The sequence below is a fragment of the Chryseobacterium subflavum genome (genome assembly GCF_055762745.1).
In genome coordinates, this window is sequence record NZ_JBVTMR010000001.1 from 1,167,097 (window position 1) to 1,193,355 (window position 26,259).

26 protein-coding genes are annotated in these 26,259 nt (G+C 35.6%); 16 read left to right on the forward strand and 10 right to left on the reverse strand.

All coding sequences use genetic code 11. From position 1 onward, the window contains the following. Nucleotides 1-249 precede the first annotated feature (249 nt). Together AC0INN_RS04940 and AC0INN_RS04945 are read right to left on the reverse strand one after the other, a co-directional pair. Nucleotides 250-810 (reverse strand): helix-turn-helix domain-containing protein, encoded by a 561-nt coding sequence (locus AC0INN_RS04940; protein ID WP_273647841.1) that lies wholly within the window; start codon nucleotides 808-810, stop codon nucleotides 250-252. After that, complete coding sequence (locus AC0INN_RS04945) at nucleotides 807-1,202, reverse strand: acyl-CoA thioesterase (protein ID WP_172283226.1); 396 nt, start codon at nucleotides 1,200-1,202, stop codon at nucleotides 807-809. Before AC0INN_RS04945 ends, AC0INN_RS04940 begins: the two co-directional genes overlap by 4 nt. Nucleotides 1,203-1,779: 577 nt before the next feature. On the opposite strand from AC0INN_RS04945, the gene AC0INN_RS04950 reads away from it, so the two are divergent. After that, nucleotides 1,780-2,136 carry an RNA recognition motif domain-containing protein gene (locus tag AC0INN_RS04950; protein ID WP_172283224.1) on the forward strand — a complete coding sequence of 119 codons (357 nt, stop codon included), beginning with the start codon at nucleotides 1,780-1,782 and terminating at the stop codon, nucleotides 2,134-2,136. 127 nt (nucleotides 2,137-2,263) lie between these two features. On the opposite strand, the gene AC0INN_RS04955 is transcribed toward AC0INN_RS04950, so the two are convergent. Together AC0INN_RS04955 and AC0INN_RS04960 are read right to left on the reverse strand one after the other, a co-directional pair. Next, nucleotides 2,264-2,731 (reverse strand): BlaI/MecI/CopY family transcriptional regulator, encoded by a 468-nt coding sequence (locus AC0INN_RS04955; protein WP_172283222.1) that lies wholly within the window; start codon nucleotides 2,729-2,731, stop codon nucleotides 2,264-2,266. An 8-nt stretch (nucleotides 2,732-2,739) separates the two neighbouring features. After that, entirely contained in the window at nucleotides 2,740-3,342 is a 603-nt protein-coding gene (locus tag AC0INN_RS04960; protein ID WP_273647842.1) for a phosphatase PAP2 family protein, read from the reverse strand. A 125-nt stretch (nucleotides 3,343-3,467) separates the two neighbouring features. Between AC0INN_RS04960 and pdhA the strand changes: the two genes are divergently transcribed. The 7 genes from pdhA to AC0INN_RS04995 all read left to right on the forward strand — a co-directional run bounded on the left by pdhA (nucleotide 3,468) and on the right by AC0INN_RS04995 (nucleotide 10,220). Next, complete coding sequence (pdhA, locus tag AC0INN_RS04965) at nucleotides 3,468-4,469, forward strand: pyruvate dehydrogenase (acetyl-transferring) E1 component subunit alpha (RefSeq protein WP_172283218.1); 1,002 nt, start codon at nucleotides 3,468-3,470, stop codon at nucleotides 4,467-4,469. Nucleotides 4,470-4,565: 96 nt separating this feature from the next. Beyond that, nucleotides 4,566-6,182 carry a pyruvate dehydrogenase complex dihydrolipoamide acetyltransferase gene (locus AC0INN_RS04970; RefSeq protein WP_273647843.1) on the forward strand — a complete coding sequence of 539 codons (1,617 nt, stop codon included), beginning with the start codon at nucleotides 4,566-4,568 and terminating at the stop codon, nucleotides 6,180-6,182. A gap of 140 nt (nucleotides 6,183-6,322) precedes the next feature. Then, complete coding sequence (locus AC0INN_RS04975; protein ID WP_172283214.1) at nucleotides 6,323-6,991, forward strand: ABC transporter ATP-binding protein; 669 nt, start codon at nucleotides 6,323-6,325, stop codon at nucleotides 6,989-6,991. Nucleotides 6,992-7,003: 12 nt separating this feature from the next. After that, a complete protein-coding gene (locus AC0INN_RS04980; protein ID WP_273647844.1) occupies nucleotides 7,004-7,573 on the forward strand; it encodes a murein L,D-transpeptidase catalytic domain-containing protein in 570 nt (189 codons plus the stop codon). Nucleotides 7,574-7,610: 37 nt separating this feature from the next. Beyond that, on the forward strand, nucleotides 7,611-8,288 hold the full coding sequence (radC, locus tag AC0INN_RS04985) for a RadC family protein (protein WP_172283210.1): 678 nt from the start codon (nucleotides 7,611-7,613) through the stop codon (nucleotides 8,286-8,288). Further along, nucleotides 8,285-9,205: a hypothetical protein gene (locus AC0INN_RS04990; protein ID WP_273647846.1), complete on the forward strand. Its 921-nt coding sequence runs from the start codon at nucleotides 8,285-8,287 to the stop codon at nucleotides 9,203-9,205. The genes radC and AC0INN_RS04990 overlap by 4 nt, the downstream gene beginning before the upstream one ends. A gap of 184 nt (nucleotides 9,206-9,389) precedes the next feature. Then, on the forward strand, nucleotides 9,390-10,220 hold the full coding sequence (locus tag AC0INN_RS04995) for a phytanoyl-CoA dioxygenase family protein (RefSeq protein ID WP_306612055.1): 831 nt from the start codon (nucleotides 9,390-9,392) through the stop codon (nucleotides 10,218-10,220). Here AC0INN_RS04995 and AC0INN_RS05000 read toward each other — a convergent pair. Beyond that, entirely contained in the window at nucleotides 10,215-10,961 is a 747-nt protein-coding gene (locus AC0INN_RS05000) for an FkbM family methyltransferase (protein ID WP_273647848.1), read from the reverse strand. The two genes, AC0INN_RS04995 and AC0INN_RS05000, sit on opposite strands and share 6 nt — an antisense overlap. A 185-nt stretch (nucleotides 10,962-11,146) precedes the next feature. Here AC0INN_RS05000 and AC0INN_RS05005 point away from each other — a divergent pair, with 185 nt between their 5' ends. Continuing rightward, the gene (locus tag AC0INN_RS05005; protein ID WP_273647849.1) at nucleotides 11,147-11,659 is read left to right on the forward strand and encodes a DUF7935 family protein; all 513 of its coding nucleotides are present in this window, start codon (nucleotides 11,147-11,149) and stop codon (nucleotides 11,657-11,659) included. Nucleotides 11,660-11,681: 22 nt separating this feature from the next. Beyond that, nucleotides 11,682-12,293, forward strand: coding sequence for an inorganic pyrophosphatase (locus AC0INN_RS05010; RefSeq protein WP_172283200.1), 612 nt, complete (start codon nucleotides 11,682-11,684; stop codon nucleotides 12,291-12,293). Nucleotides 12,294-12,419: 126 nt separating this feature from the next. Here the strand turns inward: AC0INN_RS05010 and AC0INN_RS05015 are convergent, their stop codons facing one another. Beyond that, nucleotides 12,420-14,147: an amidohydrolase gene (locus tag AC0INN_RS05015; protein WP_306612058.1), complete on the reverse strand. Its 1,728-nt coding sequence runs from the start codon at nucleotides 14,145-14,147 to the stop codon at nucleotides 12,420-12,422. Nucleotides 14,148-14,279: 132 nt separating this feature from the next. On the opposite strand from AC0INN_RS05015, the gene AC0INN_RS05020 reads away from it, so the two are divergent. Continuing rightward, nucleotides 14,280-17,021 (forward strand): sodium-translocating pyrophosphatase, encoded by a 2,742-nt coding sequence (locus AC0INN_RS05020; RefSeq protein WP_172283198.1) that lies wholly within the window; start codon nucleotides 14,280-14,282, stop codon nucleotides 17,019-17,021. A gap of 63 nt (nucleotides 17,022-17,084) precedes the next feature. Here the strand turns inward: AC0INN_RS05020 and AC0INN_RS05025 are convergent, their stop codons facing one another. Beyond that, nucleotides 17,085-18,224, reverse strand: a complete 1,140-nt coding sequence (locus AC0INN_RS05025) for an aminotransferase class I/II-fold pyridoxal phosphate-dependent enzyme (protein WP_273647851.1) — start codon at nucleotides 18,222-18,224, stop codon at nucleotides 17,085-17,087. A gap of 89 nt (nucleotides 18,225-18,313) precedes the next feature. On the opposite strand from AC0INN_RS05025, the gene AC0INN_RS05030 reads away from it, so the two are divergent. The 4 genes from AC0INN_RS05030 (at nucleotide 18,314) to AC0INN_RS05045 (ending at nucleotide 20,778) form a co-directional block, all read left to right on the forward strand. Next, nucleotides 18,314-19,366 (forward strand): M28 family metallopeptidase, encoded by a 1,053-nt coding sequence (locus tag AC0INN_RS05030; RefSeq protein WP_273647852.1) that lies wholly within the window; start codon nucleotides 18,314-18,316, stop codon nucleotides 19,364-19,366. Between the two features lie 93 nt (nucleotides 19,367-19,459). After that, complete coding sequence (locus tag AC0INN_RS05035; RefSeq protein ID WP_306612061.1) at nucleotides 19,460-19,903, forward strand: GNAT family N-acetyltransferase; 444 nt, start codon at nucleotides 19,460-19,462, stop codon at nucleotides 19,901-19,903. Continuing rightward, entirely contained in the window at nucleotides 19,900-20,268 is a 369-nt protein-coding gene (locus AC0INN_RS05040) for a VOC family protein (RefSeq protein WP_172283190.1), read from the forward strand. The genes AC0INN_RS05035 and AC0INN_RS05040 overlap by 4 nt, the downstream gene beginning before the upstream one ends. Nucleotides 20,269-20,274: 6 nt before the next feature. Next, entirely contained in the window at nucleotides 20,275-20,778 is a 504-nt protein-coding gene (locus tag AC0INN_RS05045) for an endonuclease V (RefSeq protein ID WP_273647854.1), read from the forward strand. 147 nt (nucleotides 20,779-20,925) lie between these two features. On the opposite strand, the gene AC0INN_RS05050 is transcribed toward AC0INN_RS05045, so the two are convergent. From AC0INN_RS05050 to AC0INN_RS05060, 3 genes are read right to left on the reverse strand one after another with little or no spacing between them, the layout of a single operon-like run. Beyond that, nucleotides 20,926-22,515 carry an MFS transporter gene (locus tag AC0INN_RS05050; protein WP_273647855.1) on the reverse strand — a complete coding sequence of 530 codons (1,590 nt, stop codon included), beginning with the start codon at nucleotides 22,513-22,515 and terminating at the stop codon, nucleotides 20,926-20,928. A 5-nt stretch (nucleotides 22,516-22,520) separates the two neighbouring features. Then, on the reverse strand, nucleotides 22,521-23,567 hold the full coding sequence (locus tag AC0INN_RS05055) for an HlyD family secretion protein (protein WP_172283185.1): 1,047 nt from the start codon (nucleotides 23,565-23,567) through the stop codon (nucleotides 22,521-22,523). Nucleotides 23,568-23,576: 9 nt separating this feature from the next. Continuing rightward, the gene (locus tag AC0INN_RS05060; protein ID WP_273647856.1) at nucleotides 23,577-24,896 is read right to left on the reverse strand and encodes a TolC family protein; all 1,320 of its coding nucleotides are present in this window, start codon (nucleotides 24,894-24,896) and stop codon (nucleotides 23,577-23,579) included. Nucleotides 24,897-25,062: 166 nt separating this feature from the next. On the opposite strand from AC0INN_RS05060, the gene AC0INN_RS05065 reads away from it, so the two are divergent. After that, entirely contained in the window at nucleotides 25,063-25,851 is a 789-nt protein-coding gene (locus AC0INN_RS05065) for a helix-turn-helix transcriptional regulator (RefSeq protein WP_306612065.1), read from the forward strand. Nucleotides 25,852-26,259 lie beyond the last annotated feature (408 nt).

Here is a 26,259-nt window from a genome sequence, read left to right on the forward strand (position 1 = left end):
GGAAAATAATGTATGTTATAAATTTAAGGATAATAGTTATAGAATTTGGGAAATCGGGTATTTGGATGTTTGAGAGTCGGAGGGTGTTAGGGTATTGAATAATGGAGTAATATTGAGTTATTTGGGATTTTATTATCTTGTAGTACTTAAGCATTTATCTGCTTAAAGGCTATTTTATCATCTCCAATTATATGCTTAAACCGTCAAACAAATAAGCTCTAATTAATCCCATACTCTCTGATACTTCATTCAAAAACTGTCAAGCGGTTTTCTGTTATGGACTTTCAGTTTTTTAAACTCAGTAGGGGTGAATCCTGTGCTGTTTCTGAATTGTGAGGATAAATGCTGTACACTTTTATAACCAAGCTTTCCTGCAATTTCCGTTAAGGTAAATTCGTTATACAAAAGAAGCTCCTTTACCTTCTCTATCTTTTGAAGGATGAAAAACTGCTCCAAAGTAATATTCTCATTTTGGGAAAAGGTTTTTGAAAGGGAACTGTAATCCTTATGTATTTTTGAAGCCAGAAATTCTGATAATAAAAAGTCTTCATCAATATCAAGTTCGCTGATTTTGGTAATAATGAGATTTTTGATTTTCTCAACAAGTTGATGGGAGGAATCCTTTATTCTTTCAAAACCTGTTTTTTCCAATTCTGTTTCAATGAAACGCATATCATGATCTGAAATATCTGATTCCGTTTCCACTTCCCCAAGTTGTATGGATTGTATTCCGATCCCAAAATCATTAAAAATAGAAGAAACGGCAGAAATGCACCTGCCGCAGACCATATTTTTGATGAAAATTTTCATAGCTGGTTATTTAATCGGTCCTTTACGAATTCAACCTGTGTTTTACCATGAGGAAGAGGATTTCCGTCTTCACCTAGATTGACCATTACAATTTTATCTACCGTGATAATGGTTTGATGCGTCATTTTATTTCGTACCTCGCATCGCAATGTAATAGAACTCGAACCGAATGCTGTTACTTCAATCCCGATTTCAACAATATCTCCCTGTTTGGCAGAACTAACGAAGTTGATTTCCGAAATGAACTTCGTAACTACTTTTGTGTTTTCTAACTGAATGATAGCATAGAGAGCAGCTTCTTCATCGATCCATTGTAATAACCTGCCTCCAAAAAGTGAATGATTAGGATTCAGATCTTCGGGTTTTACCCATTTTCTAGTGTGATAGTTCATACCTTAATAATTTGCCCCACAAATTTAGCGCTAAAAACTGGCTTAATCAAACGAATAGGATTTAGTTATCAAAAGAGAAATATTTATTTTCTCGATCAGAAAATTTCATCATTTCGCAATATCAAACTCATCATATCATCTTTTTTCATTTTTTATTATTTCCGTTTTATTTAATCATTTGATATATAGTATTTTAAAAATATGTAGTTGTGTTTATTAAAAAATATTCAATGATAAGCTTAAATAGATGTGGTTTTAATTTAAATTTTAGTAATTTAATAGTATTTGTTGCTATATAAGTGTCATTTTACTATAAGATCTAGTGTTAAAAAATATTTAATTTTCCCAAATATTGCTTATGATATTATTGATATACATATATAAAATATTGTTTTACGATAATTTTTGTAAATAGATCAAATGTGGGTGATAAAATACTTGTAAAAACGCTTTGATTTGAAATTTTAAATTGTATCTTGCGAACGTTTATATTTGGAATCAATATTTGTTCATTTAATATATGTTGCTTTTCTTTTATATACCAAATTTTTATTAATTATTATAATTTTATTTAACAATGAACATTTTTGTTTCAAACATCAATTACTCAACTAAAGAGTACGAATTACAAGATTTATTCGCAGAATTTGGAGAAGTATCTTCTGCTAAAATCATTACAGACAAGGAAACTGGACGTTCCAGAGGTTTTGGTTTCATAGAAATGGGAGAAGAAGAAGGAAAGCAAGCTATTGAAGCATTAAACGCAAAAGAATTTAACGGAAAAACACTTAACGTTTCAGAAGCTAAACCAAGAGAGGAGAAGCCAAGAAGAAGTTTCGATAACAACAGAAGTGGTGGTTATGGAAACAACAGAGGCGGTGGATACGGCGGTGGTAACAACCGTGGTGGAAACGGCGGCGGAAATCGTTGGTAAAAAATATAAGCGGCTTTTAAGCCGCTTTTTTTATGTCTTTTTATTTCGTGTTCCTTGTTAATTAATCAATATAAATAAATTTATACGATACTGTTTTACTTATTTATAAATATGCCTTCTTCGGGGGCTAATCTTTTTTCTTCTTTTTCTTTTTATCCCTGTTTTTCTTATCCTTTTTGGGATTAAGGATCTCATTGGCAATCTCCAGCTTCGGTATTTTGGTTTTTACCGGTTTTATTTCAATTTTAAGATCGAAATACTCTTTTAAATCATCCTGTGATATTAATTTTTCATTCAATAGGAATTGTAAGATCTCTTTTCCCGAATCATGAAAGAAGTTATGCGAAAGTTCTTTTAATAAAAACTTTTTATAATGTTCATAGGGTATGGTGACTGAATATTTAAAAATCCTGCCTTCTTTCTGTGTAGAAAGATATCCCTTTTCAACAAGGATCTTTAGGTAAGTGGATACAGTATTCTGGTGTGGTTTTGGTTCCGGATGCTGCTCCATAACATCTTTCAGGTAGAATGAATCGAGCTTCCAAAATAGCTTCATTAAGTTTTCTTCTGCAGTTGTAAGATGATTTATTTTCATAAGATATTCTAATGTTGAAAGTGTATACTGCAATAAAGATAAAGAAAAGAAATTAAAAATGCTATTGCTGCACCCATAAATACTTCTTTTATAGTATGCCTCTTTAATATTACTCTTGTAATTCCCACAAGAACAGCTATTCCCAGCCATAAAAGTCCCATTTTCCAACTAATGGCATAAAATAAGCCGGCGACAAAAACATTGAAGGCCGTATGCATAGAGCTTTTAATAAAAAAATTACTTATCTGTAAGGAAAAAAGGAGAATAAGGATAAAAAGCATTAGAAAATCCAGTGAGCCATATTTGATATAGTGAAAAAGTAAATAGGCAATCACAGCAATTGCAGCAAAAATATAAAATGTCTTCCTCTGAACCCTGTTTGAAACATCCATATTGGTATATCGTCCGGTCTTTACATTCCAGATCAGCCAGATAATAATAGGAATTATAATGATAAGTAAAATAGGAAGAAAGTAAGTAACTGAGTCTTTAAGGGAATATTCATGAACACTTTTATAAACAAAGAATAAAAATAAAGATACCAGCGGACTGAAAAATTCTGAGATAATTCTGGAGATTTTATGCAATGCGGATGTTTGTTTTTCTTCCATGTTTAAATTAAAAACTCAAATATAACATTATAAGTAAAAAAACAATTGGTATGTATACAATAAAAACAAAGTTTTTTTTATAATTTTGCTCAACTATTTCATAATAAATAAGCAAGAGCTAGCACATGAAAGAATTTTCTAAAGAGGTATACCTTAAGTGGTATGAAGATATGACAATGTGGAGAAGGTTTGAAGACAAATGCCGTTCTCTTTATCTAAAACAAAAAATCAGAGGTTTTTTACATTTGTATAACGGTCAGGAAGCTATTCCAGCCGGATTTACCCATGCAATGGATTTAACCAAAGATAGTATGATTACTGCTTACAGATGTCATATTCATCCAATGGCAATGGGAGTAGACCCTAAAAGAATTATGGCGGAACTTTGCGGAAAGGCTACAGGTACATCCGGAGGTATGGGTGGATCTATGCATATTTTTAGTAAGGAACACCGTTTTTACGGAGGTCACGGTATTGTAGGAGGACAAATTCCTTTGGGAGCTGGTATTGCTTTCGCTGATAAGTATTTTGACAGAAAAGCTGTAAATATCTGTTTCTTTGGAGATGGAGCAGCAAGACAGGGATCATTACATGAGACATTTAACATGGCAATGAACTGGAAGCTTCCGGTAGTATTTGTGGTAGAAAACAACCAGTATGCGATGGGAACTTCTGTAAAAAGAACTGCCAACCATGAAGATATCTACAAATTAGGATTAGGATATGAAATGCCTTGTCTTGCAGTAGATGCAATGGATCCTGAAAAAGTGGCTGAGGCAGCTTATGAAGCTATAGAAAGAGCAAGAAGAGGAGATGGGCCTACATTCATTGAAGCAAGAACATACCGTTACAGAGGTCACTCGATGTCGGATGCTGAGCCGTACAGATCCAAGGAAGAAGTATCTATCCATAAAAAAGATGATCCAATCGAATTGGTAAAAGAAAGAATCCTTGCGAATAACTGGGCTACAGAAGCAGAATTGGAAACTATTGAAAATAAATCCAGAGATTTTGTTGACGAATGTGTGGAATTTATGGAAAATTCCCCATATCCAACCGCGGAAAAAATCTATGAGTATGTATATGCACAGGAAGATTTCCCATTCGTAGATAAACTGGAAAACTAAACATAATAGGAGATCATATGATGATGACCGGGAGTTATTATCATATCCCTTTCATTATCAAATTATCAAATTAATTCATTATCATATTAAAAAATTATGGCAGAAGTAATTACAATGCCTCGTCTTTCCGACACAATGACGGAGGGGAAAGTGGCGAAATGGCATAAAAAAGTTGGAGATAAAGTAAAAGAAGGAGATATTTTAGCTGAAATTGAAACAGATAAAGCTGTTCAGGATTTCGAATCTGAGATAGAAGGAACCCTTTTGTACGTAGGTGTAGAAGAAGGCGGTGCTGCAGCTGTAGATTCTGTTCTTGCAATCATTGGTAATGAAGGTGAAGATATATCCTCATTAAAAGGAGGAAGCGCTCCGGCAGCGGGAGGATCTGAAGAGAAAAAATCCGAAGAAGAGGTTAAAACCGAAAATAAAGAAACGAGTGTAGAACAAGCTTCTTCTGAAGTTCCTGCAGGAGTGGAAGTGATTACAATGCCAAGACTTTCTGATACAATGACAGAAGGAAAGGTAGCGAAATGGCATAAAAACGTAGGAGATACCGTAAAAGAAGGAGATCTTCTTGCGGAGATCGAAACTGACAAGGCTGTTCAGGATTTTGAATCTGAATTCAACGGGGTATTATTAAAGCAAGGTGTCGAAGAAAACGGAGCAGCTCCGGTAGATTCGGTATTGGCGATTATAGGACCTGCGGGAACAGATGTTTCAGGAGTAGGTGCTGCAAAATCATCGGGTGCTGTTTCAGAAAAACCAGCTGAACAAAAATCCGAAGTGAAGGCAGAAGATAAACAAGCTGCTCAGGCGGTGAGTTCATCATCTACGGATAGAATTGCTATTTCTCCTTTGGCTAAGAAAATTGCTCAGGAAAAAGGGGTGGATATCCATGGTGTACAAGGTTCCGGAGAAAACGGAAGAATTGTAAAAAAAGATATAGAAAATTATCAGCCTTCTCAGGCTAAGCCCGCAGCATCTGCTCCGACGGCAAGTCCTGCAGCTCAGGTTGCTTTAAATTTTGTTCAGGGAGAAGATACGGAAACTCCAAACTCTCAGGTAAGAAGCATAATTGCAAAACGTCTAGCAGAAAGTAAGTTCTCTGCACCTCACTATTACCTGATGGTAGAGATCAATATGGATAAAGCAATTGAGGCAAGAAAAGAAATCAATTCCTTACCAGACACGAAGATCTCTTTCAATGATATGATCATTAAAGCAACAGCTGTTGCGTTAAGAAAACATCCGCAGGTAAATTCAAGCTGGGCAGGTGATAAGATCATTCACAGAGGAAACATCAATATCGGAGTAGCCGTTGCGATTCCTGATGGCTTGGTAGTTCCTGTTCTTAAGAATACAGACCAGATGAACTACAATCAGATTTCTGCGGCTGTGAAAGATATGGCTTCAAGAGCTAAATCTAAAGGCTTAAAAGCAAATGAAATGGAAGGTTCTACATTCTCTATCTCTAACCTTGGAATGTTCGGAATTGAAACATTTACAAGTATCATCAACCAACCGAACTCTGCAATCCTTTCTGTTGGAGCAATCATTGAAAAACCAATTGTTAAAAACGGAGAAATTGTAGTTGGAAACATTATGAAGCTATCTTTAGCATGTGACCACAGAGTAGTAGATGGTGCTACAGGAGCTCAATTCTTACAGACTTTAAAAACATATCTGGAAAGTCCTTTGACTTTATTACTGTAACAAATCCGGATGATATAGATAAAAACCTCTCGTTACGAGAGGTTTTTTGTTTGTAGATCTTGTAATTCAATAGAATTTCAATCATTAAAAAATTAATGTAAGATCATTAGAGTTTTATTTATATTCACTATTTTTGAAACATGATTATAGCAAGAAATATCCATAAATCTTATGGAAATTTAGAAGTGTTAAAAGGGGTTGATATTCATATCAAAACCGGGGAAGTAATTTCTATTGTGGGAGAGTCCGGAGCCGGAAAATCTACTCTATTACAGATTTTGGGAACATTGGATTCACCTACTAATTCAAAACTTTACGACACCGAAATTACATTGGCTGGCGAGTCATTTATCAATATGACAGATAAGCAGCTTTCTAAATTCAGAAACCAGAATATTGGTTTCGTATTTCAGTTCCATCAGTTGCTTCCTGAATTCACAGCACTGGAAAATGTTTTGTTACCTACCAAAATTGCAGGAGCAAATGAAAAAGAAGCGCTGGAAAAAGCTTATGCGCTATTTGAAGATCTAAGAATTGAACAGAGATTGCATCATAAGCCGAACCAGTTATCTGGTGGAGAAGCACAAAGGGTAGCGGTAGCAAGGGCACTTATCAATTCTCCCAAAACTATTTTTGCTGATGAACCAACGGGGAATCTTGATTCAAAAAATGCGGATGATCTGCATCGTTTATTTTTTGATCTTAGGGATAAATACAATCAGACCTTTGTCATTGTAACCCATAATCCCAATCTTGCGGAGATTACAGACCGTAAGCTGGTGATGAAAGATGGAATGATTATAGAATAGTTTGCTTCAATCATGCAAAAAAGGATGTTCTTTTTTCTGGTATTATTTATTTTTGTGGGCTTTAAGTCACAGATCAACTCTAATTTGCCGGAAGCAAAGATCATCGAAATTAAAAGATTCTTAGCCGGGAAAAGTTATAATCAAGACCTCGCTATATTCATTAATTATAAAATCCACTCCGGTAAATACCGTTATTTTGTTTACGACCTGAAAAATAATACAATACTTCAGCAGGCTATTGTTTCTCATGGAAGTGGTTCCGTTAATAAAAACACGGACGTCCTTAGCTTTAGTAATACTGAAGGCTCTTTTCAGTCTTCCTTGGGGAAATTTGAAATCAAAGAAAGTTATATAGGGAAGTTCGGGAAATCTTACCGGTTAAACGGTCTTGATTCAAGCAATAATAATGCAATGGGCAGAGCTATTGTTATTCATTCATACGGATGCATACCGGATAAAGAATCACAAACGCCTGCTTGTCTGAGCCTTGGCTGTCCGATGTTATCGTCTGGTGCTTTTCAACAAACCGCCCGCTTTATTGATTCATCTAAACTACCGGTAATATTGTATGCTTTTTATTAAAAATTCGTACTTTGTACTTTTAATTTAAACTTCAATTATGTCCATTAAATTTCTTGCTGAGGATGACAGGCCACGGGAAAAATTTTTACGAAAAGGTAAAGATTCACTTTCCGATTCTGAATTATTGGCCATTGTAATGGGAAGTGGAAATAAAGATGAATCTGCCCTGGAATTAGCCAGAAAGATTTTATCATCTGTTAATAATAACTGGAATGAACTCAGTTTGCTATCCGTTAAAGAGCTTATGAAGTTTAAAGGGATAGGTGAAGTAAAAGCACTGTCAATTGCTACCTCTCTTGAAATAGGACGCAGACGTGCCCGGCAGGAAATCTCAGACAAGCCGGTTATTTCGAATAGTAATGATGCTTATGTCATTTTTAAAAATCATTTATCGGATTTAAGGACTGAAGAATTCTGGGCACTGTTCCTTAACCAAAGTAACAAAGTTACCCAGATTTCACAGCTGACACAGGGGGGGATCAGTCAATCTATCGTTGATGTACGGGTTCTTTTCAAAACTGCGCTGGATAATTTTTCTACAGGTGTAATTATAGCACATAATCATCCTTCCGGAAGTTTAAAACCCAGCCGTGAAGATCTCACCATAACCCAAAAGATAAAGGAAGCGGGAAGGTTTTTAAGCATCCAGCTTTTGGACCATTTAATAATAACCCAGAATGCATATTTTAGTTTCTCAGACGAAGGATTATTATGATTAAGAGAGTACGATACCCTGAAATTGATTTTAAAAAATATACCCAATGCCTGGAAGGCTCTGAACAAAGGAAATATTCAGCTTCTAAAACTTTTTTAGATATCACGTCCCTGGATAAATGGGAATTGCTTGTTTACAATGATTATGAAGCAGTAATGCCGGTTCCGTACGTAAAAAAATACGGAATAAAAATTGTTCACAATCCTATGCTTTGTCAGCAGCTAGGCGTTTTTTCAAAGAAAGATGATGTTTCAATCAACCAGGCGTTTTTGGAATTTTTACAGGAAAACTATCTGATAAGAATTTACCAGTTCAATGATTGTAATCAGTTTCAATCTACAATACCATTGAGAAAAAATTTCCTTATTCTACCTGATGCATACGAAAGGGTATATGCCAAATATTCACCTAAAAGGAAAAGGAAGTTAAGGCTTGACGAAAACGTACTGGAGAATTCCCTGATTAAAAATGTAAGCTTTGAAGAGGCCCGAAGTTTTATTTCGGCCAATATGCTTGGACTTGATAAAGAAGGTGATCTTAACGGCTTTTTAAGGATTTTTGAAGTATTTTATAAGCTGGGTAAAATTAAATTTTCAGCTTTTTATTTTAAAGATCAGATCATTAATATAATTGCGCTTTATGAAGATTTAGGTACTGTTGCCTTACTTGGAACATTTAACGATAAAGAACATGTAAAAATTTCTGGCGCATCCGTTCTCATCGATCATGCAATCAGGAATCATATTGAAAGTAAAATATTTGATTTTGAAGGAGGAGAGCTACCTAATATTGAAGAGTTTTTCAGAGGATTCCGTCCGGAATTAAGACCTTATGGGGTTCTGCAGAGTTCTGTGAAATCTTTGGCTGAGAATTTAGTGAGATTAATTATTAAAGGAAAATTCTCAACATTAAAATAGATGACAAGACCTGTATCTCATTTAGATTCGTTCTAAATATTATTTGTACCTTTATGAGGTTATTTTAACAACCTATTTAGCGATGTTCAAGCAGATCCGAAATTACAAATTACCTTACGTTATTTATAATTTTTTCAATAAGAATAAATTAAAACATAATATTCCGCTTTATAAAAAGTATGGTGTGAAAAAGAACTACTTTTCAAGTATTTCAAGTAAAGATTTTTCGCATCTTCCTGCAAGCAAAAGAGAAGTGCATCAGGAAAAGATGATGAATACGGATTTTTATAAAAGCCTATCGGAAGAAAATAAGGAAAGTGCATCCAGTTATAATGATAATGGATATCTGATCTTAAAAAATTACCTTAATTCTTCAACGGTGGACCAGATCAATGCTGAAATCGAAAAATTAATGAATGACGGGACTTTGAAATTCCGTTACGGCGGTAAGCTGATGTTTGCTATCCATCATTCGGAAATTATCAGAAGTATTGGTAATGATAAGGAGTTTCTCGATTTTCTATCGGTGTTACTGGACGGGCAGGCCAAACTTTTCCAGAGTATCAATTTTATTAACGGGAGCCAGCAAAAAACACATTCGGATAGTATCCACATGACTACCTATCCTCTGGGAGGATTATTGGGCGTATGGATCGCTTTGGAAGATGTAGACGAAAATAACGGAGCATTGCACTATATTCCGGGAAGCCATCAATTACCTTATTTCCTGAATTCTGATTATGATAATGAAGGAAGTGTCTTTAAAATCGGTAAAAAAAGTTATAAGGCTTATGAAGAGTTTTTAGAAAATAAAGTTCAGGAGCTGGGATTAAAGAAAGAGGTTTTTCGAGCTAAAAAGGGAGATCTTTTAATATGGCATGCGAACATTCTCCATGGAGGGGAACCACACCTGGATAAAAGCAGAACCCGCAAAAGTCTTGTTTATCATTATTTTGATGAAAACAGTGTTTGCTATCATGAAGTGACCCAACGTCCCGCACTTTTTGAATTATAAACCGACTGGTTTGCATGCAAAAAACACATCTTTACTCTGGTTTTTTATGGTAAATTGATATGGACTCAGATCTCTGTTTAACGTAATGGAATCATAAGGCGGGTGAGTTTCAATTACTATATTCTCTACATTTTGAAGCCATGAATTATTTTTGCTGAGTAGTTCAGCTTCCGCTCCTTCAATATCGATTTTAAGAAGATCAATATTTTGGATACCATTATTTTTCATGATGCTTACAATAGATAAAGCGTCCGTAAGAATACCGGTTTCAGATATTTTTTGATTGTAAGAAAGTTCATCTCCACCAAAGTGTAAAGTATCATCTTCAAAATAGGCTGCTGCATGTAAACAAATAATATTCTTAAATGACTGCGTATTAGCTTTTAGCAGTTCAAAATTATCCCGGGAAGCTTCTACTGCATAAATTTTAGCATTTGGATATTTCAGAGACAGGTAAATGGAGGTCATTCCGATGTGAGCACCAAGATCAACTATAATCTCAGGGCTTTTGTTTAAGAATTTAAGATGATCGGTATAGGTTTCTTTCCAGAATATTTCGTAGAAAATATCAATATCACCTTTAAAGGTCCTCAAATACAGGCTGAATTCTTTTTTATTCTTCTTAAAATTATATACAAAGGTCTCATTGTTATTAAAATTGAGATCGTTCTTTCTGAATTTGGAACTGTACCTTTTTGAATTCACAATAATTGTAAAAAAGGTCTTCAGAGTACCGCTCATATTTTTATTGAAAATTACCTTTGAAATGTAGTTTTTTAAAGACATTATAAATTATAAGATGGTTGACAGTACAAATTAATGGTATTTATGTTTATTTCACTATTTTTTTGATAGGAAAATAAAAAATAAAAGCTTTAAACTTGCATAGTGAATAGTAAATTATTAGTAATTTTGCACATCGAATTATGACAAGTTTTTCAGAATATCTGCCGTATGCTTTTGCTCTAATTATTGCAATTCCTTTTCTGGTTTTGCTGAGACAATTTGTACATAACTATATTACCCTTAAAAACCAGGAAATAAAGCTTCTGTCCGTGAAATCAAATTCTGAGAACAAGAGCCATTCATATGAAAGGATGACCTTGTTTCTGGAAAGGATCAAACCTTCGAATATCGTTCAGCGGTTTGATAAGGATCTGGCAGTTCATGAATTTATTTTTCTTACAGAAAAAACGATCAATGAAGAGTTCGAGTACAATTCTTCTCAGCAGCTTTATTTAACGAAAAATTCATGGAAGAATGTTGTCGATTGTAAAAATGCAATTATAGATTTGCTTCATAAGACGTATGAAGGTCTTAATAATAATGCCGATCTTAATGAATTTAAAACGGTTTTTATTATGAATTACATGAATGCTGAAGATTATATTGCTGTTACCATAGAAGATTTAAGAAGAGAAGTTTTAATATTATCATAACAAAAAAATTAAAATATAAATAATGATTCCAAATTTTAAAGCACATCCGTGGCATGGAATTTCTGCAGGAGAAGATGCGCCAAATGTTGTAAATGTATTTGTGGAGATTGTTCCTTCAGATACGATTAAGTATGAAGTTGATAAGGAAACTGGATATTTAAAAGTAGACCGTCCTCAGAAATTTTCAAATATTATCCCTGCTTTGTATGGTTTTGTGCCAAGAACATATTGCCATAATGAAGTTATGAAGCTTGCTGTTGAAAGCGGTGCTGACGATGTAACAATGGGAGATCATGACCCATTGGATATTTGTGTATTAAGTTCACACAACATCCACTCAGGAGGAATGTTGATGGAAGCTATTCCAATCGGTGGTTTCAAAATGATTGATGGAGGTGAGGCAGATGATAAAATTGTTGCTGTAATGGTAGGTGATCACGCTTTCGGACATTTCAGGGATATCGCTGAATTACCGGAAGCTGAAGTAAGAAGATTGATGCATTACTTCTTAACATACAAAAACTTACCGGATGAGCCTGCAAAATGTAGAATCCAGGAAGTTTACGGAGTAGAGCATGCAAGAAAAGTAATAAAAGCATCGCAAAAAGACTACGCAGAAAAATTCGGGGGCTAAAATAAAACAGCATTCGGAACACAATATATAAGGCAGATGAATTTTCATCTGCCTTTATATTTAAATGAAGTAGGAAAAGGACCTCCGGTCATTAAATATAACCCTTGATCGTATTATAAGAACCTCCTATTTTCTTTGATAAACAGAAACTCCTTCTTTAATCGTTTCCAATACTTTAATATTCCTGATTTGTTCAGGATCAATGGTTAATGGATTTTGATCTAATATGACGAAATCAGCAAGCTTTCCAGCTTTGATTGAGCCTTTCCTTTCTTCTTCCTGAAGCTGATAAGCTGCATTAATCGTGATGGCTTTTAATGCCTGAAGAGGGGTTATTCGTTCATTGGGACCCAGGATCCTTCCGGAACGGGTTTTCCTGTTCACTGCAGAATACATTGCTGTAATCAAATCGGGTGGCGTAACGGGAGCATCGTGATGCATGGTGAAGATAATTCCTGCTTTTAACGCTGAATTTGCAGGACTGATGAATGATGCCCTTTCCGGCCCGAAAACGCTTGAATAATGCCAGTCTCCCCATAAATATACATGAGTAGAAAAATAAGAAGGAATAAGCCCTATATCTTTAATTTTCTGAATATGATCCGGACGGCTGTTCTGAACATGGATCAGGGTAGCACGGAGTTCCGGCCTGTAAATATTTTCCTCTTTCAGTTTTCCGATCACCCGTAAGGCCTGATCAATAGCAGCATCACCATTTACATGAAGCTGTGCGGTGATATTGTTTTGAAATAAAGTTTTCAGATCATCGTATAAGACCTGGTCAGAAAATATCGGAAAGCCTTTATAATCTGCTGACTGGCCTTCGGGAGGAACGAGATAAGGCTGGGTAAGCCAGGCCGTTTTTCCCTGTGGCGAGCCGTCATCTGAAAATTTAAAACCGCCAAGTTTTAAATGATTGTTGTATTTCATATATTTCGGCTTAAAGGTACTCAGCTCCTTTTTGAAATACTCATAATCGGGAAAATACACAACATCTGCTTTAAAAACGTGTTCGGATGCCGCTTTTTCCAGAAGGGCCACACTTTCGCCCATTGTCCTTCCGTCACAGATGGTGGTCTGGCCATAGCTGAGCCATTCATCCTGAGCTTTCTTAAGATTCTGCATGGCCTGCTCCTGAGCATTTCCTGTTTGTTTACTCATTTTTTCTGTAAGGGAAAGAAGCGCTGAAAAGCTTGCGTTTTCTTCTAATTTTCCATTAAGCTTTCCTGTTTTTTTATTTCGCCCGTAATGGCCTCCTTCCGGATCTTTTGAAGAATCTGATATCCCTAAAAACTTTAGCATGGCGGTATTGGCTACACTTGCATGACCTGAGGTATGAATAACAATAATAGGATTGATTTTGCTTATAGCATCCAGTTCGTCCCTGGTCGGATGTCGGTGTTCGGTCATGATGGCATCATCATATCCATTGCCTATGACCGGTTGATTAGCAGGAATAGCATGGTCTTTAAGGTATTTTCTGATGGTATTCTGAAGGTCTTTAATGGAATTAACCGTACCATAAGGTTCAGGAAACAGATCGATTGCCTGCAGCATCCCCGCTCTTGAAGTGAGGTGGCTGTGAACATCAATAAAACCGGGAAGTAAAACTTTCCCCTCAAGATTGATGATCTTCGTTCCTTCATCTGTGTAACGTTCAGCTTCTGCCTTTATTCCGGCGAAAAGTATTTTACCATTTTTTAAAACTACTGCCTCCGACTGGGGAAGTCTATCTTCCATTGTTAAAATTGTTCCTCCAAAATAAAGAATTTCTGCTTTTTCTTTGTGAGGTCTTCCTGCACAGCTGATAACAATAAGAACTACTGAAAATAGTAAATAAATTGATGCTTTCATACAATATTGTGTTTTTGTGGTGTTCTTAAATTTACGAATAAATATATTATCGGCCTAGTCTTAATAAACCATAAGAATTTTTGTTATATTTATAAAACTAATTACTATTTATTAATATAAAAATAATAAACTATGGATTTGTTCTATTTAATTCCGGTTTTTGGTGTTATTGCTTTACTATACACTTTTATACAAAGTAATTGGGTGCAAAAACAGAATGCCGGAAATGAAAAAATGAAAATTATCAGCGGGCATATCGCTGACGGTGCGATGGCTTTTCTAAAGGCCGAGTACAAGATTTTAACTTATTTCGTAGTAGTTGTGGCGATCTTATTAGCCGTAATGGGAATGAGTAATTCTAATTCCCACTGGAGTATCGGGATTGCCTTTGTGGTAGGAGCTATTTTTTCTGCTTCTGCAGGTTTTATTGGGATGAAAATAGCAACCAAAGCCAATGTGAGAACTGCAGAAGCTGCGAAGACTTCATTGTCTAAAGCTTTAAAAGTTTCATTTACAGGAGGTTCAGTAATGGGAATGGGGGTTGCAGGATTAGCCGTTCTGGGCTTAGGAGCTCTTTTCCTGATCATTAAGCAGATCTTTGCTGCTGATGCTCCGGTTGATTCTCATGAGATGGAAAAAACGATTGAGATCCTTACCGGGTTTTCTTTAGGCGCAGAGTCTATTGCATTGTTTGCCAGAGTGGGCGGCGGTATTTATACTAAAGCGGCCGACGTAGGGGCGGATCTTGTAGGGAAAGTGGAGGCAGGAATTCCTGAGGATGATCCCCGGAATCCGGCTACCATTGCAGATAATGTGGGAGATAATGTAGGGGATGTGGCAGGAATGGGAGCCGATTTATTTGGTTCTTACGTAGCCACTGTTCTGGCAACAATGGTACTGGGAAGAGAGACAATTTCGGTGGATTCTTTCGGGGGATTTGCTCCCATTCTGCTTCCGATGCTTATTGCAGGAACCGGGATCATTTTTTCCATCATAGGGACCTTATTTGTCAGAATTAATGACAATGAAGGAGCTTCAACTTCCAGTGTGCAGAATGCATTGAATCTGGGAAACTGGGGAAGTATCGTAATTACTGCGGTAGCTTCTTATTTCCTGGTTACTTATATTTTACCTGAAACAATGGTATTAAGAGGTCATGAATTTACCAAAATGGGTGTTTTCGGGGCTATTATGGTAGGATTGGTGGTAGGAACTTTAATGAGTATCATCACTGAATTCTATACAGCGATTGGTAAAAGGCCGGTTTCTAGTATTGTGAGACAATCTTCGACCGGTCACGCAACGAATATTATCGGAGGTCTTGCTGTAGGAATGGAGTCTACTTTGCTTCCTATTATTGTTTTGGCAGGAGGTATTTACGGATCTTATCTATGCGCCGGTCTTTATGGAGTGGCTATTGCAGCGGCCGGAATGATGGCGACAACAGCTATGCAGTTAGCGATTGATGCCTTTGGACCCATTGCTGATAATGCCGGAGGAATTGCTGAGATGAGCGAGCTCCCGAAAGAAGTTCGTGAGAAAACAGATATTCTTGATGCTGTAGGAAATACCACCGCAGCTACAGGAAAAGGATTTGCTATCGCTTCTGCAGCATTAACAGCCCTGGCTTTATTTGCGGCATTCGTAGGAATTGCAGGAATTGACGGAATCGATATATACAGGGCTGATGTTTTAGCCGGCTTATTTGTAGGGGGAATGATCCCTTTTATTTTCTCGTCACTGGCAATCACAGCGGTGGGGCAGGCGGCAATGGCCATGGTGGAAGAAGTAAGGAGACAGTTTAGAGAGATCCCGGGAATTCTTGAAGGGACTGCTGAACCCGAATATGAAAAATGTGTTGCCATATCAACGGATGCGTCGATAAGAAAAATGATGCTTCCGGGAGCCATAGCGATTATATCTCCTTTATTAGTAGGTTTTATTTTTGGTCCTGAAGTATTGGGTGGATTCTTAGCCGGAGCTACGGTATGTGGTGTTCTGATGGGGATGTTCCAGAATAATGCCGGAGGTGCGTGGGATAATGCCAAAAAATCTTTTGAAAAGGGTGTAGATATCAACGGTCAGACTTATTATAAAGGTTCAGAGCCTCATAAAGCTTCTGTAACCGGTGATACTGTGGGGGATCCGTTCAAAGATACTTCCGGACCATCGATGAATATTTTAATTAAATTAATGTCTATTGTTTCTTTGGTGATTGCGCCTACATTGGCCACTTTACATAAAGATAAGATTGAAGCTGAAAGAAAAGCGACAATTGAAAATTTATTGAGCAAAGCCGGTGCACATTCAGGTGTTGAAAATATGGATCCTGGAGTTTCTGGAATTACTGTAACTCCAGCCGAAATCAAAGGACATTTGAATGAAAACGGAGATTTTGTATATGAAACCGGAAATATCAAGGAAATCAAGCTGAACAATGGAAAAACCATTTCACTTGGAGAAAACAGCCGTCTGTTTGAGATGTATAACAGCATAAAAAACAAAAATCAATCTGTTCTGGATCCTAATCATTGGTACACAATTGAAAATCTTTATTTTGAAAGTGGTTCCAGTGATCTTAAGGCGGGTTCTGATGCTCAGCTGGCTAATTTAGCGGAACTGTTGAATGCTTTTCCGGGTCTTAGGATAAAATTAGGTGGTTATACAGATGATACAGGAAATCCTGACAGTAATAAAAAACTATCCAACTTAAGGGCTCAAACAGCTAAACTGAAACTTTTAGAAATGGGTATACCTTCAGATAGAGTAGAAGCAGAGGGATATGGTTCCCAATTCCCTGTTTGTGAAGAAAATGATACCGATGAATGTAAAGCAAAGAACAGAAGGATTGACGTAAGGGTCCTTTCTTTATAATTCAAAATAATATCTACAAAAAGCACCGCAAATTGTGGTGCTTTTTTATGTGGAGCAATCTAGCTACAGGTTCTTTTTTAAATGTTCCATCGCCCGGATGATCATATCATCGCTTTTAATAAAGCTAAATCTTACATAATCAGAGTTTTGCCTTGAATTATAAAAGGCTGACAAAGGAAGGCATGCGACCTGTTTTTCTGTGGTCAGCCACTTTGAAAATTCAACATCAGTCATGGTTTTAGAGATGTTTCTAAAGTTAACCAATTGAAAAACACTTCCTTCTGACCGCTGTTCAACAACTAAAGGCGTATTTTTAATTAATTCATTGAACAGATCTCTCTTCTTTTGCATCAGGAGTTTGTTTTCCAGGGGATCAAAAACCTCAAGGTATTTTGCAATAGCATATTGAGCAGGACCATTGGCACTATAGGAAATATACTGTTGATGACATCTGAATTGAGAGGATAGAGGTTCCGGCGTAAGCAAATAGCTTACTTTCCATCCTGTTGTATGGAACATTTTACCAAAGGAAAAAATGCAGAACGTCCTTTTTCTAAGTTCTTTGTGTAAAAAGGAACTGTAATGTTCCTGTTCATCATAGCAATAGGTGTCGTAGATTTCTTCCGATATAAGATAGATTTCCTGATGATTGATCAGATCATAAAGATGATTCCAATCCTGTTCTGACCATATTTTGCCGGTGGGGTTTTGTGGAGAATTCACAATGATTGCTTTGGTCTTTTCCGATAAACAGCATTGAAGTTTATCCCAATCTATATCAAAATCATTTCCAAGATCATAATATACAGGAACACCACCATTGAGAACAATAGAAGGAGCATAAGTGTAATAGGATGGCTGGATAATAATCACTTCGTCTCCGGGATTTATAATGCTTTTTAAAGCCGTATATAAGGCAAAGGTTGTACAAGGGACTATGGTGATCTCTTCCTTTTTCAGATGGATCGGATTTTTACGTTTTTCATTAAACCTGATGATGGATTCTATAAGCGACGGGCTACCCGCAAGCGGTTCGTACTGATGGTGAATCAGATCAACTGATTCTTTAAGGTAATATTTGAGGCGGTGATCAATATCAAAATCAGGTAACCCTAGTGATAAATCATAACTGTTATGCTTTGCGGCCAGCTCAGACATATCAGTAAAAAAAGAATAATGTGTAAATCCGTAAATATTTTCCACCTTTTGCGTGTTTATATCAAATATAAGGAAATTTAGAATCGGTTATAGATTAAATAAATTTTGTTACTTTTAGTAAAATTATTTTTGTAATGAGAAAAATACTTATTCCACTATTGGCTGTCGCGATATTATCTTCTTGCGAAACTGCTAAAGTGACATCGGAAAATCAAAACGGACAATCGGCTTCAAAGGCAATGTCTAAGTCTGAGAAAGCTTTTCAATCTGCATATAAAGAAATTAAGCTAGATGACCTGAAGCAAAATTTATATGTGATTGCTTCCGATGAAATGGAGGGCAGAGATACCGGAAGCCCGGGACAGAAAAAAGCGGGAGAGTATATGGTTAAATTTTACAAAGATCTCGGAATTTCTTATCCAAAAGCTTTAGGTTCATATTATCAGAAAGTACCCGCATCTTTCATGCAACAGAGAGGAGGGAGAAATCTTCCTGATTCTGAGAATATCCTTGCATTTATTGAAGGTTCTGAGAAGCCTGACGAAATAGTTGTGGTTTCTGCGCATTATGATCATGTAGGTACGAAGAACGGGATCGTATACAATGGGGCTGATGACGATGGAAGCGGAACTGTAGCTGTGATGGAGATAGCTAAAGCTTTTCAAAGTGCTAAGAAAGCCGGTAACGGACCCAAAAGATCCATTTTATTCCTGCATGTAACGGGAGAAGAGCATGGATTATTCGGATCAGAATATTATACGGACAATCCGGTCTTCCCATTAGCCAATACGGTAGTAGATCTGAATATCGATATGATCGGAAGGGATGATCCTGAAAACAGAGGAAAAAACTATGTGTATGTAATAGGCTCGGAAATGCTGAGTTCACAGCTGAAAGTAATTAATGAAGCAGCCAATAAAAAGACCAATAATTTAGCACTTAATTATAAATATGATGATCCTAATGATCCTGATAGATTGTATTACAGATCGGATCACTATAACTTTGCAAAGAATAATATTCCTGTTGCTTTTTTCTTTGACGGAATCCATGAAGACTATCATAAACCAACCGATGATGTTGAAAAGATTGATTTCAGTTTATTGCAAAAAAGAGCTCAGCTGGTATTCACAACAGCGTGGGAAATTGCCAACAGACCGGAGAGAATTACGGTTGATAGAAAATAATAGATAATAAAATACTATAATCAATTACTTTATATAAATGATGTAATTATTTATTATATAGTTGTTTATTTATTTTTATTGAAGTATTACGTGATGGTAATTCGAGAGGCGAAATCAGAAGATATTTTTCAGATACAGATAGTGAGAAATGCTGTAAAAGAAAATAGATTGTCAAATCCTGATCTTGTTACTGATAAAGATTGCGAAGAATTTTTATTTGAAAGAGGGAAAGGTTGGGTGTGTGAAATCAATGATCAGGTTGTCGGTTTTTCAATTGTTGATTTGAAAGAAAATAACATTTGGGCACTATTTGTTCACCCAGATTTTGAAGGTCTTGGAGTAGGGCAAAAGCTTCACCACATCATGCTGGATTGGTATTTTCAGCAAACTAAAAAAAGTGTTTGGCTGGGAACAGCTTTTGATACAAGAGCTGAAAAGTTTTACCGGAAGATAGGCTGGAATGAAACAGGAACTCATGGAAAGCACGAAATTAAATTTGAAATGACTTATAAAACCTGGAAACAAATAAAGCCATGAAACAAAAAATGAAATCAATTCGACCATTTATTGGTGCTCAAAACTTTATGGAAAGCAGATCTTTTTATACGGATCTGGGATTTGAGGAAATTGTTTTAGAAGAAAAATTATCATTATTTAAAAAACAAGATATTGCATTCTATCTTCAGGATGCATATGTGAAAGAGTGGATTGATAATACCATGATCTTTGTTGAAGTAGAAAATGTGGATGAATATTGGCAGGAACTTTTGGATTTGAACTTGACAGAGAAATATAATACTATAAAACTAACGCCCGTAAGAACCCTGAATTGGGGAAAAGAATGTTTCGTGCATGATCCTTCTGGTATTTTATGGCATTTTGGAGAATTTTTCAACCATTAATTGAAGATGATTTACGCTTTTGATACCTACTATTATGAGAATTACGCCTACACAGTCTGTCTGGCATTCAAAGACTGGGAAGATGATCTGGAAACAGCAGCTTACAGTGAAAAAACTCCTATAACTTCTGATTACGAAAGTGGAGCTTTTTACAAACGGGAACTTCCATGTATTCTAAGTTTATTATCAAAGATTGATCTCAAAAATGGAGATATTCTGTTAGTAGATGGTTATGTGACTCTCAATAATGAAGGTAAGATTGGACTCGGAGGATATTTATATGAAAAATTAGAAGAAAAATATCCTGTTGTGGGAATTGCAAAAAATGAATTCTCCGCTCCTGACTCTCAGCGGAGAACAATCTATAGGGGGGAAAGTAAAACACCGTTATTTCTTACTTCGAAAGGAGTTGATGTAGATTTCTTAAAAAATAAAATAGAGAAAATGCACGGATTGTACAGAATACCGACATTGTTGAAAAAACTAGATCAATTGACAAGAATTGCTTAATTACAACCTTCTTATCTACAACTAGGTGAGGACTTTGTCATAATTTTGAATTTTATAAAAGGATAAAAACGGATAAGAAGCAGAATATATAATTCTGCTTCTTATTTCGTTAATGTAGTCCATAATAAACGGAATTTACGAACCAGTTTAATAAGGTACATTTCCTTTTCGCAATCTGAGAACAATATTTTGAATTCCAGGTAAGCATATCAAAATAACAATTACAACAAGCAATCCGATCAGCATAATATCATAATAATCTTTTGTTGAGCGTATTAATATCTGTTGTTTTATAAAATAATTGAAGTAAGCATTTGAGGCTCCTTTGGAAGTATACATATCGTTGCCTGCATTCAAATAAGCTTGTTGAATATTCTGCAGGGTAATTGATAATTGGGGATTCGTTTCTGTCAATGATTCTCTGAGTTTATCATTGGCTTCAGATCTGGTATATAATTGTGTATAATTGTTTACAGCCATACTGCTGCTAAATCCTAAGAATCTGGCAAAAATACCAAGAAAAGCAGCATTGAAGGCAACCTTTGGAGGTGCTGAAGAAACCATAAATGATACAATAGGAACAAACAAGACCCCTGTAGAAACTCCATAGATGAACATTGGAAGAATAAAGTCTTTTGTTTCGCCCGTAGAAGATACAAATTGTAACATGTAGAAATAATAGCAGGCCATGATGACAAATCCTGTGATAATAATTCTTATCAAGGAAATCCCCATTAAGATAAAACGAGCAGTGATTGCCATGCTGATTGCTGTACCTAAGATAACGCCTATCCAAACAGGAATAATATGGAGAGGATCAGTGGCAAGGACAACTTCTATATAACCATAGGTAAGGCCGGTTGTTCCTTTAAAAATATAAAAAACAAAAAGCAATAATAAACCGATGACAAAATTTTTGGCTTTAAAGATCTGTAAATTAATCAATGGATGTTTTAACCTGTTTTCCCGGACTATAAAAAGAAACAATAGGATGATAAAGAACATACCCAACAGAACAATAACTGGACTATCTAACCAATTGAGCTGCTGTCCATATATCAAAATGTATCCGATAACAGAGGAAAATGTAAGATAGTAGAGATACCCGATCCAATCTACTCTGTAGAGAGGAATCTTTTTTGAAAACCTGGCTTTTGAATTCATGCCTATTAAAATCACAAAAAGCAGAGTAATGAGCATTAAAATCAATCCGAAAAACAGCCAGTTAAAGTCTAAGACATCAAGTAAAATACTACTATAAATAGCATATACGGGAACTGCGATCTGTATGGCTGCATAGAAAATACTGTAACCGATAACTCTTGCTCTCGTGGAAGATAAACGGGAAAAAACCATATTGAGGATGATACTGCAAATGAGTGCACAGGCAATTCCCTGAACGACTCCACATACCAGAAATAATCCCCAGTTTTTAGAATAAAAACAGATGAGTGAATTCACCGAATTTAATGCTAACCCTATTATCAGATATTTCCTGGGTGCAAAATATTTAGTAATACGAAAATCTAAAGCTAAAAAAGTGACTGCAGAAGAATAGGTAAGTACCATAGCATATTGAACATCTGTTGGCTGGACTCCATAATATCCTGCCATACTGATAGGCCTTCCGTACAGAGCAAAGCTGAATAAGGAGACCATTAATATGGTAAAAATAATGCTTCTGGCCAGCCATTCAGGGATCCAACTTTTAAATATGGGCATATTGTGGGCTTCCATTAGCTTTAATTTTTGTTGATATACACATTAGCATTCATTCCTGCAGATAGCCCGGACAGTTTCTCCTTGGTTTCTGTAAGTTTGATTCTTACAGGAATACGTTGTATTACTTTTACAAAATTGCCTGTAGCATTATCTGGTGGTAGAAGAGAATAGCGGGAACCTGTAGTAGGAGATAAGGATTCTATGACACCTGAAAATGTTTCTCCTGGAAAAGCATCCACTTCTATATTGACCTTTTGGCCTATTTTGAATGTCTTGATCTGTGTTTCTTTGAAATTGGCTACCACCCATTTCTCCTGCGATTTATTGACAAGAAATGCCAGAGTCTGCCCAGGTTGAATCAGTTGTCCTTCCTGAATGTTTTTTTTTCCTATTTTACCATCAAATGGAGCCGTGATTACCGTATAACGTATATCGAGATCCTGCCTTTCTATAGATGCCTGTCTTACTTTTATTTCAGCATTTATTGCGAAACGTTGTGCTTGTATATCATTGAGTTTTGACTCTGCTACCCGAAGAGATGCGAGCGTTTCTTCGTAATCCGATTGATTGGTTAATAGGGAAGTATGTACATTATCAAATTTTTGTTGAGTAGTCGATTCATCTGCCAGAAGGTTTTTATAGCGATCGTATTCCTTTTGCTGCTGATCCAGTTTAGCTTTGATTCCTGAAATATGGGCTTTTATGACATCAATATTTTTGATCTGGGTTTGTTCACTGGCGCTTAGTATAGGGAGTTTGGCCTCCGATGTCGCTAATTCTGCTAAAGCTGTTTCTTTTTTAAGATCATATTCATCCCTTTCAATACGTACGAGAGTATCTCCTTTATGGACTTCCTGATTATCCTGATAATAAATTTTGCTGATATATCCCCCAACTTTAGCATTTATAGGTGATAGATAAGCTTCTATCTGTGCATCATTGGTCTGCTCATACCAATATCCTTTCCAGAAATGAAGTACAGCCCAAGTGATGATTACGATTAATAATAGTATTCCTAACCATTGTGTTGCTACTACTATAATACGGTCTGTTTTATTCTTGTTCATAATTTTATTTTAAAGTGTTCCTGTGATAATCAATAGTTTTATATGGCTTAGTCTTAAATTTGCTTCAGCAGATGTAAGATTGAATTTAGCTTGTAACAGAATGTTCTCAGCATCTAAAAGATCGGTCAGAAGAGATTGCTGATTGAGGTAGCTGTTTCTGATTACTCTCACACTTTCAGTACTTTGACGGATGGTAAGTTCTGCTGTCTCTACACTTTCTCTTGCCTGTTCTCTTTCAAGGAAAGCATCTCTTACTTTAATCGATAGGTCGTCTTGTTTTATCCGGCTCTTTTCAATCTCCTGTTTTTTCAGGTTATATGCATGAGCAATAGTGTGTTTACTCTTATAAAGATTGTCTACAGAGTAGGTTACCTTTAAACCTATTTGACCAAATCCCCAGAGATCATTGGAGTATGGATAAAATGAAATTTGAGGATACGTATAGTTGTATCTGGAGTATAAAGAAATCCTTGGTAATAGGCTTGATTTTACCTGCCTAATATTAAGCTCACTTAATGTCTGATTTGTGTTAACAATCTTAAGATCAGGTGAATTATCGAGTGCAGCTGCAAGATAGTCTTCATAATTAGATCCTTGTAAATTTTTGTTTTCCAGAATATCTTCAGAAGAAATAGCCAGTGGCTCAGTACTACTTCTTCCCATCAGAATGTTGAGTCGTTGCTTGGTAAGATCAATTTTCTTTTTTACATCCGAATCACTGAGTTGCAATTGAGATAGTTTGACTGAGATTCTTAATACATCACTCTTCAATACAATACCATTCTTGTTAAGATTTTCAATGGTGGATAGCTGCTTCTTTTCGCTAGAAATTTCGGAGGAAATAAATGATTCAAATTCCTGGAATTTGTACAGATCGTAATAGGATGCAGCGATCATATATTTTACATTATCTTTCTGTAATTCAAACTCATATTGTTTGCGTATTTTCTCTTCTTTTTTAATTTCAATGTTTCTTTTGTCTTTTCCTCCACTATAAAGATTGAAATCCAGATTGTAGCCCAATCCATAACCATATCCCTTAATTGGAACACTTTGAGGTGACGAAAACAGACCATTTTCATACAGAAGAAACTTGGAGTTAAGACGAAAATCTCCAACGACAGACAATTCTGGTAATTGCTTATCTTTTGCTTCTAAAATACTGATATCGCTTTCTTCTTTTGCAAGTTCTGCAAGTTTCAATTGTTTGTTTTGTGACTCTGATATATTCCAGATTTCATTCAATGTCAATACGGAGGGATTATCCTTTATTTGTGCTTTTATACCAGCCGAAACAGCCAGGTACAGAAGTATGATATATCTTTTCATTGTCAGATTACATTTTTATACTGGCAAAATTATTGTGGATTAAAATGAGTCTTTTTATAATATTAGCCTTATTTTTGTTTATTCTGGCCAATATTTTTAAGTTTATCTCTATTTGATAAGTCATTATCAGTGTTCTGTTGTAAAATTTTAAAATCGACTCCTGCCTATGAAAACGATAAAAGAAGTAAGAGAAAAAGTAGATGCTCATCCTGCATCCATATTGATGATCCGTCAGCAATGGGAACAAAGACTACCCATGCATAGGCATCAGAAAGGGCAGTTGCTTTTGGTTATTGGTGGAATGGCAAAATTGAGAACAAAAGAAAAAGATCTTTACATTCCACGCAGTCACTATATCTGGATGCCTAAAATGTACTCGCATAATTTGATGTTCAATTCTAAGGATCTTGATATCATTAATATTTACTTTCCGGAGGAAGAAAAATTTAATCATCCATTTTACGATGATCTGGGGATATATCCTGTAAGTAATCTACTTTCTGAGCTTTTGAAATTCGGAAAGGATTGGAATGGAGATTTCTTTCCAGATTCATGGGAATATGAATTTATTCTCACTATGAAACATTTACTTCCTAAGGAGAATCTGAAAAAATTTTCTATCCAGTTGCCTACCACCAGTGATGAACGTCTTACTGCAATTATAAAATTTGTTCGAAACAATTTAGAAAACCCACTCACACTAGAAGAAGTAGGGGGTAAATTTGGATTTAGTGTAAGAAGTCTGACCCGTATATTTACCAATAAATTGGGGATTTCGTTTATCCAGTATGTAAAGATGGTAAGGATCATTCGTGCAATGGAATTACTAAAAGATACCACTCTGAGTATGAGTGAGATTGCTTATGAAATTGGCTATTCCAATATTTCAGCATTTAGCAATACATTTCAGCAACTGACTAATATGAGACCAACAGAATTTAAATCGATGCTTTAATGAAATAATTATTCCCGTCTGTAATTGCATCTTAAGCTTTTCTATCAAGGATTATAGATACCATTAATCATTTTGTTTTTTATTGAGATTTAATTAAAAAAATGATAAAATATTTTTTTAATTAAAAAAAGTTTATACATTTGTCACATCAAAAAATAAAAGTGAACAGTACATTCAACAATATTATTACTATCGTTATTGTCATTATCGGATTCCGGTGATGAGCGATGGTATTGTTGAAACTCTATAAAATTATTAGAAAGCCATCCTCATCCGGGATGGCTTTTTTTTATACCCGAATTTTAAAAAATCTAAAAAAATTAAAATATGTATTACAACAAAAAATTTAAACTCCATAATCTGAAAAAGGTTCTGAAATCATTCGGAGTTTGCAATCATTCTTTTCAA

Excerpts from the sequence above, each read along its gene's own strand:
- AC0INN_RS04940 (WP_273647841.1), bottom strand. The coding sequence starts at position 810 with ATGAAAATTTTCATCAAAAATATGGTCTGCGGCAGGTGCATTTCTGCC.
- AC0INN_RS04945 (WP_172283226.1), bottom strand. The coding sequence starts at position 1,202 with ATGAACTATCACACTAGAAAATGGGTAAAACCCGAAGATCTGAATCCT.
- AC0INN_RS04950 (WP_172283224.1), top strand. The coding sequence starts at position 1,780 with ATGAACATTTTTGTTTCAAACATCAATTACTCAACTAAAGAGTACGAA.
- AC0INN_RS04955 (WP_172283222.1), bottom strand. The coding sequence starts at position 2,731 with ATGAAAATAAATCATCTTACAACTGCAGAAGAAAACTTAATGAAGCTA.
- AC0INN_RS04960 (WP_273647842.1), bottom strand. The coding sequence starts at position 3,342 with ATGGAAGAAAAACAAACATCCGCATTGCATAAAATCTCCAGAATTATC.
- pdhA (WP_172283218.1), top strand. The coding sequence starts at position 3,468 with ATGAAAGAATTTTCTAAAGAGGTATACCTTAAGTGGTATGAAGATATG.
- AC0INN_RS04970 (WP_273647843.1), top strand. The coding sequence starts at position 4,566 with ATGGCAGAAGTAATTACAATGCCTCGTCTTTCCGACACAATGACGGAG.
- AC0INN_RS04975 (WP_172283214.1), top strand. The coding sequence starts at position 6,323 with ATGATTATAGCAAGAAATATCCATAAATCTTATGGAAATTTAGAAGTG.
- AC0INN_RS04980 (WP_273647844.1), top strand. The coding sequence starts at position 7,004 with ATGCAAAAAAGGATGTTCTTTTTTCTGGTATTATTTATTTTTGTGGGC.
- radC (WP_172283210.1), top strand. The coding sequence starts at position 7,611 with ATGTCCATTAAATTTCTTGCTGAGGATGACAGGCCACGGGAAAAATTT.
- AC0INN_RS04990 (WP_273647846.1), top strand. The coding sequence starts at position 8,285 with ATGATTAAGAGAGTACGATACCCTGAAATTGATTTTAAAAAATATACC.
- AC0INN_RS05000 (WP_273647848.1), bottom strand. The coding sequence starts at position 10,961 with ATGAGCGGTACTCTGAAGACCTTTTTTACAATTATTGTGAATTCAAAA.
- AC0INN_RS05005 (WP_273647849.1), top strand. The coding sequence starts at position 11,147 with ATGACAAGTTTTTCAGAATATCTGCCGTATGCTTTTGCTCTAATTATT.
- AC0INN_RS05010 (WP_172283200.1), top strand. The coding sequence starts at position 11,682 with ATGATTCCAAATTTTAAAGCACATCCGTGGCATGGAATTTCTGCAGGA.
- AC0INN_RS05015 (WP_306612058.1), bottom strand. The coding sequence starts at position 14,147 with ATGAAAGCATCAATTTATTTACTATTTTCAGTAGTTCTTATTGTTATC.
- AC0INN_RS05020 (WP_172283198.1), top strand. The coding sequence starts at position 14,280 with ATGGATTTGTTCTATTTAATTCCGGTTTTTGGTGTTATTGCTTTACTA.
- AC0INN_RS05030 (WP_273647852.1), top strand. The coding sequence starts at position 18,314 with ATGAGAAAAATACTTATTCCACTATTGGCTGTCGCGATATTATCTTCT.
- AC0INN_RS05035 (WP_306612061.1), top strand. The coding sequence starts at position 19,460 with ATGGTAATTCGAGAGGCGAAATCAGAAGATATTTTTCAGATACAGATA.
- AC0INN_RS05040 (WP_172283190.1), top strand. The coding sequence starts at position 19,900 with ATGAAACAAAAAATGAAATCAATTCGACCATTTATTGGTGCTCAAAAC.
- AC0INN_RS05045 (WP_273647854.1), top strand. The coding sequence starts at position 20,275 with ATGATTTACGCTTTTGATACCTACTATTATGAGAATTACGCCTACACA.
- AC0INN_RS05050 (WP_273647855.1), bottom strand. The coding sequence starts at position 22,515 with ATGGAAGCCCACAATATGCCCATATTTAAAAGTTGGATCCCTGAATGG.
- AC0INN_RS05055 (WP_172283185.1), bottom strand. The coding sequence starts at position 23,567 with ATGAACAAGAATAAAACAGACCGTATTATAGTAGTAGCAACACAATGG.
- AC0INN_RS05060 (WP_273647856.1), bottom strand. The coding sequence starts at position 24,896 with ATGAAAAGATATATCATACTTCTGTACCTGGCTGTTTCGGCTGGTATA.
- AC0INN_RS05065 (WP_306612065.1), top strand. The coding sequence starts at position 25,063 with ATGAAAACGATAAAAGAAGTAAGAGAAAAAGTAGATGCTCATCCTGCA.